The organism is Flaviaesturariibacter aridisoli, from assembly GCF_004343705.1.
Taxonomy (GTDB): Bacteria; Bacteroidota; Bacteroidia; order Chitinophagales; family Chitinophagaceae; genus Flavisolibacter; species Flavisolibacter aridisoli.
On the sequence record NZ_SKFH01000013.1, the window covers coordinates 91,087 to 98,293 of the forward strand.

7 protein-coding genes are annotated in these 7,207 nt (G+C 57.2%); 4 read left to right on the top strand and 3 right to left on the bottom strand.

Features of this window, described 5'->3' with window-relative positions:
- Positions 1-62: 62 nt before the first annotated feature.
- Genes E0486_RS10145 through E0486_RS10160 form a run of 4 tightly spaced genes read left to right on the top strand, consistent with a single transcriptional unit; the run spans position 63 to position 2,348 of the window.
- Positions 63-923: an AAA family ATPase gene (locus tag E0486_RS10145; RefSeq protein WP_131852055.1), complete on the top strand. Its 861-nt coding sequence runs from the start codon at positions 63-65 to the stop codon at positions 921-923.
- Positions 901-1,386, top strand: a complete 486-nt coding sequence (locus E0486_RS10150; protein WP_131852056.1) for a hypothetical protein — start codon at positions 901-903, stop codon at positions 1,384-1,386. The genes E0486_RS10145 and E0486_RS10150 overlap by 23 nt, the downstream gene beginning before the upstream one ends.
- Complete coding sequence (locus tag E0486_RS10155) at positions 1,383-1,661, top strand: hypothetical protein (RefSeq protein ID WP_131852057.1); 279 nt, start codon at positions 1,383-1,385, stop codon at positions 1,659-1,661. Before E0486_RS10150 ends, E0486_RS10155 begins: the two co-directional genes overlap by 4 nt.
- Before the next feature lie 51 nt (positions 1,662-1,712).
- On the top strand, positions 1,713-2,348 hold the full coding sequence (locus E0486_RS10160; protein ID WP_131852058.1) for a hypothetical protein: 636 nt from the start codon (positions 1,713-1,715) through the stop codon (positions 2,346-2,348).
- A gap of 164 nt (positions 2,349-2,512) precedes the next feature.
- On the opposite strand, the gene E0486_RS10165 is transcribed toward E0486_RS10160, so the two are convergent.
- The 3 genes from E0486_RS10165 to E0486_RS10175 form a co-directional block, all read right to left on the bottom strand.
- Entirely contained in the window at positions 2,513-3,574 is a 1,062-nt protein-coding gene (locus tag E0486_RS10165; protein WP_131852059.1) for a hypothetical protein, read from the bottom strand.
- A gap of 172 nt (positions 3,575-3,746) precedes the next feature.
- On the bottom strand, positions 3,747-5,078 hold the full coding sequence (locus E0486_RS10170; protein ID WP_131852060.1) for a sensor histidine kinase: 1,332 nt from the start codon (positions 5,076-5,078) through the stop codon (positions 3,747-3,749).
- A gap of 12 nt (positions 5,079-5,090) precedes the next feature.
- Positions 5,091-7,207, bottom strand: a 2,117-nt coding sequence (locus E0486_RS10175) for a response regulator (protein WP_131852061.1), incomplete at its 5' end; no start/stop codon positions are given.

Consider the following 7,207-nt stretch of genomic DNA (forward strand, 5'->3'; position numbering starts at 1 on the left):
CATTCTGAAATCAAAAATCTGAGATCTGAAACTCCTACCGAGTACGATAAATACGATATACCATGCAATTAAGAAAGGCAACAAGAAAGCAAGCAAAGATCCGCCTCGGCCTCAGTGCTGTTTCGGGCGGCGGTAAGACCTACAGCGCCATCCTCATCGCCAAGGGCCTCGTGGGCGACCTGTCGAAAGTAGCCATCATCGACACGGAGAACGGCTCGGCCGACCTCTATGCGCACATGGGCGACTTCAACGTGCTGCCCCTCACCGCCCCCTTCTCACCGGAGCGCTACGTGGAGGCTATCCGTGCCTGCGAAAAGGCCGGCATGGAAGTCATCATCATCGACTCTATCTCGCAGGAGTGGGAAGGCAAAGGCGGCTGCCTCGAGATCGTGGAAAGCCTCGGCGGCAAGTACCAGGACTGGGCCCGTGTGACCCCGCGTCACCAGGCGTTTTTGGAAGCCATCCTCCATAGCTCCTGCCACGTGATCACCACGGTGCGCCGCAAGCAGGACTATGAGATGATCAAGGAAGCATCGGGCAAGGTGAAAGTGGAAAAGGCCGGTCTCCGCGAGGTGACCCGCGAAGGTTTTGAGTACGAACTCACCATCAACCTCGAGCTCGACATGCGCCACATGGCCACAGCTTCCAAAGACCGTACGGGTTTGTTCATGGGAAAGCCCGCCTTTGTGCCGGACGAAAAGACCGGCCAGCTCATTGCACAGTGGTGCGAGCAGGGCGAAGAGGCCTTCGTCGTGGTGAAGCCCGGTTCCGACTGGCACACCTGGGTGGAAGCCTGCGGCACCCAAAAGGAGCTCGTGGAGCTGTACTCGAAAAACAAGGGAGAAGTGGACGCCAACCCGCTCCTGCAGCAATTGATTGCTAACCGAAGAAATACGATCAATGGAAAACTCACTGCCGCATAACCAAGGGGCTTTACCCGCCATACGAGAAGGCCTGACCAAGCGGCAAATACGCGACCTCGCCGATCAGTCCGTGGAACGCGTGCTCGAAGACGGGCGCGTGTTCCAGGTCGCGGAAGCGCTGGCGGCGATGGAAGAGTTTGTGAAGACGATGCGAAAGGACGAACGTTACATCCAGTTCCTGCGCGACGAGCTGGCCAAGCACCAGGGTCGCCTGGTGACCGCTTCGGGCGCCCGGATCGAAGCCTGTGAGGCCGGTGTGCATTACGACTACAGCAGCAACGCCGATTGGCGCCTGCTGGATGCCCAGCTCCGTTTACTCAGCGACCATAAGAAGTTGCTGGAGGAACGCCTACGCGCCATCGCCCCGGGCCGCATCGGTGTAGACCACGAAACCGGCGAAGTGATCGAAGGCGCCTTCAAAGCTTCGAAGTCAACCTATCGAATAACCCTTTCCGCGAAATGACCACGCTATTGAATGATTGCCGCATCCTGGTGCGCGAACTGTCGGTCGATGCGCCCCTCTACTTCGAGAGCGCCGTGCAGGTGAAGCTCACTCCGCACACGCCGCCCTTCGCCGCCTGGGCCGTAGCCCTGGCCGAGGACGGCACCCTGCAGGTCATGGACGCCGAAGAGCAATGGCATCCCTTTGGGCTCGATGACCGCAACGCGCACCTGCTGCTTGGCAGCCTCTACCAGCGCCTGCGGATGCTGCGCCTGCATTACCGGAAAACAGGATAAGTACAAATCCCGTTGGGGTGCAACGGGATGACGACATAGGAGAAACAAAACATGATACGAAAGATCAATTATAAGAATACCCCGAATCCCGCGCCCGACGGCAAGCCGAAGACAGCGCGCGCTTCCAGCCGTAATTATACGGCCACGGTGGAATACGGTTTGATGGCGGGCCTGGTGCAGCAGCAGTACCAGGTGGGACACGAGGTGCAGTGGGACAAGCTGCTGGCGCTCCCGGTTGAAGACCGTATCCCGGGCCTCATGACGCGCTACGGAAAAAATACAGCCCACAAGCTCCTGCTGATGATGCTCCGCGAGTTCATCGCCACGATGAACCTACCGGCCTACAAGCGCCCTACCGAAACAAGGGTGAGCGTGGCCGCCTGCGAGATCATGATCTCGGCGCAGGAGGACTACCTCGGTCCCGAAGACATCATCCTGTTCCTGCAACGCGCCCGTGCCGGCTATTATGGCCCCATCAAGACGCTCGTGAACATGCAGCTCCTGCTGCAGTTGCTCGACAAATTCCGCCAGGAGCGCCACAGTGCTTATATAAAACTGAAAGACCAGCAACAGGCCCAATACAAGCAGCTCGGCCCCGTGGAGCGCGCTGCCCCGCAGCCCACCCTGCTCGGCGACCTGTTCAACCAGGCGTTGCTCGTGGATATGACCAAGAAAATGAGTGGATAAGAACCGTGTGGATAGAGCAGGAGCCGGGGGTGAAAGCCTCCGGCTTTTTTTGTGCACGCGGATAACGCGGGTCGTGCTGAACAGTTTTCACAAAAAATAGAAAAACGCCATCGCGACGCGCTGGCGTTTCTTTTAAGTGCGTTATCTGCATTGTGTGCGTGCCCCTACCGCGTAGCGGTCGCCTTGTTCTTTTCCTTGTCGGGAATGATCACGATCGAAGAAACATACACTTTCCGCTCCTCCTGAACGGCGCGGTCGGAGTCTACCGTATACTTTTCCATTGCCGGGTTGTTGATGCAGTTGAGGCAGCTCAGCACCACGCCGAGGTGGTTAAAATCCAGTTTGCCTTTATTGCTCTTCGTAAGCACGCCGGGCTGCTCGGAGCTCCAGCCATAGAAGTTGAGTTTGTCCTCGTTCAGCGCCTGCAGCTCTTCCAGCTTCATCCCCACGCTCACGCCCTGCTTTGATTGCCATTCGTTGGACGAGATCGAGTTGCTGGTGCCGAGGTTATTGTTGGTCATCAGGTGGCCGCCGATGATGAGGAAAGACACATCGCGGAAGTTGGTCTCGTCGTCCCAGATAAAAATGACTTCGCGCGGCGAGTTGGGAAACAGCACCGAGCAGAAATTGCTGTCGTTGGAGGAGTAATGAAACACGTCGCGGACCACGTTGGCCGGACCGAACACGGCGCTGAGATATTCGTGCGACTTCAGCGGCAGCAGGTCTTCGGCATGCACGATATCGCGGATCTTCGGGAGCATTTCCTTTTCCACTTTGACCGTGTAGAAGGTAAGCGTGTCGCGGATCTCCACCGAAGTGGCTACCGTCGTGTTCTCCTGCTGGTACAGCAGGGGCTTCATGGGGTCGGCTTCAGCCACATAGGAGATGAAGCCCTTCTTACGCAGGTCGTGGCGGATGTCGTTGAACTCGTCCAGCGACGTGGTCTGGTAGCTGATCACTGGCGCGCCGGGCTTTTCGAGGAACGAAAGCTTGTGCACGACTTCTTCTCCCTTTTTCTTGTTCTTGCGCACCTCGATGTAGTTGTAGTTGCTGCGCGTCTCGTGCGGCGATTCGTAGTCGCGGTGATACGACTTCTTGCCGATGTAGGCGTCGAATTTCGAAACGCTGTAGCCGGTAAAGCTGAGCAGGTCGCCGAGATCGCAATGTTGGGCCTGGCTGATGCCGGTTAGCGAAAGCATCAGGATGAGAGCGTAAAGTTTTTTCATGAGCTCATGGGTTTTGCGCCATAGCCCCCGACGAATCACAGGTTAGCATACAAGGCTGTCTGTGACCGCAGAGGTCTACAGAACGGTTAGGGTGTTTTTCAGCCTTACCTGTATCAATAAAAATACCAGCCCCGCTTTTAACGGGGCTGGTATCAAAATAATGTTAAGAAGCTCAGCTATGCGTACCCGCAGCCGGGGCCATCGACGACGCCGTGTCCGGGAGCACGAGGGCGTTGTAGTCCTGCGTCTCTGGGAGCGTCACCACGAAGGTGGCACCCTGGTTGAGCGTGCCGGTGGCGCGGATACTGCCTTTATGCTGGTCGACGATCTTTTTACAAATCGAAAGTCCGATGCCCGATCCTTCAAACTCATGGTAGCTGTGCAGGCGCTTGAACACCACGAAGATGTCGTCGGCGTACTTGGCGTCGAAGCCGATCCCATTGTCCTTCACCACGATGCGGTGCTGGCGGAGGTGACGGCCTTCGGCGTTTTCGTACACCACCGATTCTGAAAAGATCTCCACCTTGGGCGGCACGCCGTCGCGCGAGAACTTAAGGGCATTGCCCAGCAAGTTCTGGAACAGCTGGCGCACCTGGCTCGGAATGGCCTGGAGCACAGGCATGCCGCTGAATTCCACCTGGGCGGACTTCTGCTGGATATCCTGTTCGAGGTCACTGATCACTTCCTGGAGCACCTCGCCGAGGTCAACCCGGGCAAAATCTTCAGAAGAGCTGGCGTGGCGCGAGAACTTCAGGAGGTCGTTGATCAGCTTCTGCATCCGGTCGGAGGCCTTCACGATTTTGTTGAGCGAATTCTGCACATCGGGCTCCACTTTGCCGCTGAGCTTGGTGGCCACCACATCGCTGAACACCATGATCTTGCGGAGAGGCTCCTGCAGGTCATGGGAGGCGACGTACGCAAAGCGGTCCAGCTCCTCGTTGATCGTCTTGAGGTCGCTGTTGTTTTGCGTCAGCTGGGCGTTGAGCAGGCGGATCTTTTCTTCGTTGATCTTCCGCTCCTCGATCTCGCGCTCCAGGTTGGCCTTTGCAGCCAGCAGGTTCCGCTCCTGTTGCATCAGCTCGTGCGTTTTGCGGTACAGGTCGGCAAACACACTCACCTTGAAGCGCATCAGCTCAGGGTTGATGGGCTTGTAGATAAAGTCCACGGCGCCCATCTTATAGCCTTTGAACATGTACTCTTCATCCTTGTTGTGGGCCGTGATGAAGATGATGGGGATATTCCGCAGCTTTTCGCGCTCGTAGATCAGCGAAGCCGTCTCGAAACCGTTCATATCAGGCATCTGCACGTCCATCAGGATCAGGGTGAAGTCGTGCTCTGCGAGCAGGATCTTCAGCGCCTGTCGGCCTGAGTTGGCTTTCCGGATATGATACCCGTCGCGCTCCAGGATGGTTTCGATCGAGAGGAGGTTATCCTCCCGGTCGTCCACCACCAGGATCTTTACGTCGGATTTATCCAGTTGTGCGTCTTTGGTCACTTCCACCATGAAGGCTCCTTCTTATTTGTACAGCCATACCCGCATCAGGGAGAGCAGCTGATCGATTTTAACCGGTTTCGTGATATAATCCGAAGCACCTGCCTCGATACACTTCTCGCGATCGCCTTTCATGGCCTTGGCCGTTACGGCGATGATCGGGAGATTGTTGTTCTTGTGTTCGCGGCGGATCTTCTGTGTCGTTTCGTAGCCGTCCATCTCGGGCATCATGATGTCCATCAGCACCATATCCACGTGGTTATTTTCGCCAAGGATATTGATCGCCTCCTGGCCGCTTTCCGCGGTGATGACGTTGATGTTGTAGCGTTCGAAGGCCGTGGTGAGGGCGAAAAGGTTACGCACGTCGTCGTCCACCACCAGCACCGTCTTGTTGGCCAGCACATCCTCGCGGGAGCGCAGGTTCTCGATGATGCGGCGCTTCTCGGGCAACAGATCCTTATGATCGATATGCAAATGCAGGACCACCTCTTCGAGGAGCAGCTCCAGCGACTGCACGTCTTTCAGCAGGATGCGGTTGGCGAACTGCTTCAGCTGGGTTTTCTCCTTGGGCGAGAAGTCCTTGGCCGAGTACACGATCACCGGGGTCAGCGCCAGCTTCTTCACGTTGTTGATCTCCTGGATGAACTCCATACCGCCGATATCGGGCAGCATATAGTCCACGATGATGCAGTCGTACTCCTGCTCCTTGATCATCTCCAGCGCCCGGCGGCCCGTGTCGGCGATGTGGATGGCCACATGCTCGTCGTGGACCAGCATTTTGGCGATGCTGGAGTAGTCGATCTCATTGTCTTCCACCACCAGCACGTGCTTCGGACGGTAGTCCTTGTAGCGAACGATGTCTTCAAACAGCGTGTGCAGGGCTTCGTTTTTCAGCGGCTTGAGGCTGAAGGAGCGGGCGCCGCGCTGCATGGCGAGCAGGCGGTTTTCCTCGCCCGAGATGAGGTGCACGGGGATATGACGGAAGTTGATGTCGTTCTTGAACAGGTCGAGCACACGCCAGCCGGAGGCGTCGGGCAGCTTCACGTCGAGGGTGACGGCCACCGGGCGGAACTTGTTGGCCAGGTCGAACACGTCGCCGAACGACGTAGCCACCACGGCTTTCAGCCCCATTTCGTGCGCCTTGTCCACCATGATCTTGGCAAAGCGGAGGTCATCCTCCACCACCATTACCACGCGGTCGTCGCCGCCGATGGTATTGCGGTCGTCGCCGGTTTCGTTGATGATCTCGTTAAATACCTCCATGTCGCGGCTTTCAGGCAGCTTTACCGTAGGCACGGTCATGATGGCCGAGTCTTCGTCTTTCGACAGCTCGTATTCGGAAATCGTCAGCGAGGACGGCTTTTCCTTCTTCACGTGATCGGGGTTGTAGTCGATCGGCAGGAACAGCGTGAACACCGAGCCGATGCCGGGTTCGGAATCGAGCTCGATCACACCGCCCAGCAGGTCGGCGAGGCCGCGCGAGATCGACAGGCCGAGACCGGTACCGCCGTACTTACGCGAGGTAGAGCCTTCTGCCTGCTGGAAGGCTTCGAAGATGATGTTCTGCTTGTCTTTGGAGATACCGATACCGGTGTCGCGGATCTCGAACGCCACCACCCGGCGGGCGTTGTCGAGGCTGGGCACCTGCGAGCGCCAGGCCTTGCGGTCCGGCTCGAAGATCTTCAGCGTTACGCCGCCCTTCTCGGTAAACTTGAAGGCGTTCGACAGCAGGTTCTTGAGGATCTGGTTGAGGCGCTGCACGTCCGTTTCGAGTACGTCGGGCAGGCGCTTGTCCATTTCGATGAGGAATTTGAGGTTCTTGTTTTCCGACACGTGCTTGAATGTCGTTTCCACAAACGAGGTGATCTCGTTGAAGCGCACGTTGACGAAATCGGTGGAGATGTAACCCGATTCGATCTTCGACAGGTCGAGGATGTCGTTGATCAGCTGGATCAGGTCATCACCGCAGCTGTGGATGGTCTTCGCATAGCGAACCTGCTTTTCGGTCAGGTTGCCCTCGTGGTTCTCGTACAGCTGTTGCGCAAGGATGAGCAACGAGTTGAGCGGCGTGCGCAGCTCGTGCGACATGTTGGCAAGGAACTCGGACTTGTACTTGGAGGTCAGCTGCAGCTGCTCGGCTT

Coding starts and splice junctions, on each gene's coding strand:
- E0486_RS10150 (WP_131852056.1), top strand. CDS start 901: ATGGAAAACTCACTGCCGCATAACCAAGGGGCTTTACCCGCCATACGA.
- E0486_RS10170 (WP_131852060.1), bottom strand. CDS start 5,078: ATGGTGGAAGTGACCAAAGACGCACAACTGGATAAATCCGACGTAAAG.
- E0486_RS10165 (WP_131852059.1), bottom strand. CDS start 3,574: ATGAAAAAACTTTACGCTCTCATCCTGATGCTTTCGCTAACCGGCATC.
- E0486_RS10145 (WP_131852055.1), top strand. CDS start 63: ATGCAATTAAGAAAGGCAACAAGAAAGCAAGCAAAGATCCGCCTCGGC.
- E0486_RS10155 (WP_131852057.1), top strand. CDS start 1,383: ATGACCACGCTATTGAATGATTGCCGCATCCTGGTGCGCGAACTGTCG.
- E0486_RS10160 (WP_131852058.1), top strand. CDS start 1,713: ATGATACGAAAGATCAATTATAAGAATACCCCGAATCCCGCGCCCGAC.